The sequence below is a fragment of the Siphonobacter sp. genome (assembly GCF_048595215.1).
Classification (GTDB): Bacteria; Bacteroidota; Bacteroidia; order Cytophagales; family Spirosomataceae; genus Siphonobacter.
This window is the reverse complement of record NZ_JBMDWJ010000051.1, coordinates 1-2,285: the sequence shown is the minus strand read 5'-3', so window position 1 is coordinate 2,285 and position 2,285 is coordinate 1. Positions and strand designations below refer to the sequence as shown.

Annotated in this window: 2 protein-coding genes and 2 pseudogenes; 3 read left to right on the top strand and 1 reads right to left on the bottom strand. The window is 50.4% G+C overall.

Annotated elements, in window-relative coordinates; translation table 11 throughout:
- The 3 genes and pseudogenes from ACOJTG_RS03465 to ACOJTG_RS03455 form a co-directional block, all read left to right on the top strand.
- Window positions 1-277, top strand: a pseudogene (locus ACOJTG_RS03465) (hypothetical protein); the annotation flags it as partial.
- Between the two features lie 73 nt (window positions 278-350).
- A complete protein-coding gene (locus tag ACOJTG_RS03460) occupies window positions 351-665 on the top strand; it encodes a phosphoribosylpyrophosphate synthetase (RefSeq protein ID WP_420152531.1) in 315 nt (104 codons plus the stop codon).
- Window position 666: 1 nt separating this feature from the next.
- Complete coding sequence (locus ACOJTG_RS03455) at window positions 667-1,830, top strand: methionine aminotransferase (protein ID WP_420152530.1); 1,164 nt, start codon at window positions 667-669, stop codon at window positions 1,828-1,830.
- A gap of 188 nt (window positions 1,831-2,018) precedes the next feature.
- On the opposite strand, the pseudogene ACOJTG_RS03450 reads toward ACOJTG_RS03455, so the two are convergent.
- Window positions 2,019-2,285: pseudogene (locus ACOJTG_RS03450) on the bottom strand (hypothetical protein); the annotation flags it as partial.

Below are 2,285 nucleotides of genomic sequence, written 5' to 3'. Positions count from 1 at the left end.
GATTCTCTGGGACCAGTATTGGCCGTTCCCCTTACAAGTAGGTGGTGGGGTGTTTATCCTATTGAGCCTGATCAATATCGGAGCGATTCTGGAAAAGAAAACCTGGGTGTTGTACCTGGAATACGCCCGCTTATGCAGTCTGATCCTGACTGCGTATGCCCTGACTAATAATCCCTGGTGGCTACTGACGCTGAATCTGGCGAGTATTGTGATTCTCTTTACGTCGAATTACCTCCGTCGTCAGTACGTGCATTGGGTATACAATGAAGCCAGATAACTGAGGTCCGAAAACAGGAACTCCGGGTAAAGTCTTAACTTGCCCGGAGTTCTTCATGTAACGCAAACCTACCATGGCACAACCTACTGAACAAACCCTCGTAGACGTACTCAATCGACTGAAAAATCAGGGTTACACGTTGGATTTTAACCTGGAAACGGACGCCCTGCATTGTCCACAGGAAAGCTTACGCCTGCAACCCGAAGACTTTGAAATTGTAGAAACGGTGCGTCTGGAAGGCATGTCTGATCCGGACGATAACCTCATTGTCTACGCAATTGAATCACATGGCGGCCAGAAAGGTACGCTGATCAGTCCCTACGGCGTTTACGCGGAAGACATCACCAGTGCTGAGCTAGCCGCTAAACTTGCGGTAAATAGAACGTAGTATGTCCCTTGTTTCTTCCCTGACAACCAAATTGCCGAAAGTCGGTACCACCATTTTTACAACCATGTCCCAGCTGGCTGCTGAACACGGTGCCCTGAATTTATCGCAGGGATTTCCGGGTTTCGACGGGTCGCCTGCGTTACTGGCACTGGTTGAAAAGTATCTACGGAAAGGATTTAATCAATACGCTCCCATGACAGGCGTACAGCCCCTCCGGGAGGCTCTGGCCTGCAAAACGGAAGTCCAATACGGGCAGGGTTATCACCCCGAACGGGAAATTACCATTACTTCGGGAGCCACCGAGGCTCTGTTCGCAGCCATCACGGCGGTGGTACGCCCGGGTGATGAGGTACTGGTATTCGAACCAGCGTACGATAGTTACGTTCCCGCCATCGAACTCAATGGCGGAACGCCCGTATATGTTACTCTGGAAGCTCCTGATTTTGCGGTCGACTGGGAAGAGGTAAGCCGCAAGATCACTGACCGTACGCGACTGATCATCGTGAACACGCCTCACAACCCGACGGGCTATGTTTGGACTCACAATGACCTGGATCAGCTGGCTGCACTCATTCAGTACCGCGACATCTGGGTGGTTGCCGATGAAGTCTATGAACACATCACCTTCGATACTTATAAGCACGTATCGCTGGCTCAGCATCCGCAATTGCGGGAGCGTACGTTTGTGTGTGGGTCCTTCGGGAAAACTTTTCACGTAACGGGCTGGAAAGTAGGGTACTGCCTGGCTCCGGCTGAACTGAGTACGGAGTTTCGAAAAGTGCATCAGTATTTGACCTTTAGTACGGTGACACCCATTCAGTACGCACTGGCCGAGTACCTGAACGAACCCGAGCATTACGAATCCGTGGCGGCTTTTTATCAGCAAAAGCGGGACTTTTTCCTGCGACAACTGGCCGGATCAACGTTTCAGTGGAAACCTTCCCAGGGAACGTTTTTCCAGAATTTATCTTACCAGGCCGAAGTGCCGGACTATGAACTGGCAGTGCGGCTAACCAAAGAAATTGGCGTAGCCTCCATTCCGACGTCCGTGTTTTTTCATCAGAAAAACGACCATAAGTTGCTGCGATTCTGCTTTGCCAAAGACGAAGAGACGTTAGAAAAAGCCGCCGAACGTCTGTGCCAGTGGCCCGGTTTTGTAGGCTGATTCGATACCTTGTAGAAGTACAGCGGTCTGTAGTACACGGACCGCTTTTTTCGTTCATAAGGGTACTATTCGCTGAAGAAAGTAGACCCGAAAAACTAAAAATGCCTCCGGAAAATCCAGCGGCATTTTTCACCTTGATTGCATACACACTTACTTAAACTCTTGCCCCGAAGGGACGAATATCGAATCTAACGATTGTCGTACAGGGCCGTCAGTAACGCACGGCTGTTGCAGGTACTCGTCAGATTTTCATCAATGAAGTCAAACACGATTTGCCGCTGCCGATTAATGACGTACACGGCTGGGATATAGGCATCATCGGAAATGCCCGACACGCGTTCCCACAGCGGATGTGAATCCGAATACACCCCGAAACTCCGGGCAAACTGGTTATACCGATCGTAGGCCAGATTAAAATCCAGATCCTTCGTATCGGCGAGTTGCTGGAGCATCGG

Coding starts and splice junctions, on each gene's coding strand:
- ACOJTG_RS03460 (WP_420152531.1), top strand. CDS start 351: ATGGCACAACCTACTGAACAAACCCTCGTAGACGTACTCAATCGACTG.
- ACOJTG_RS03455 (WP_420152530.1), top strand. CDS start 667: ATGTCCCTTGTTTCTTCCCTGACAACCAAATTGCCGAAAGTCGGTACC.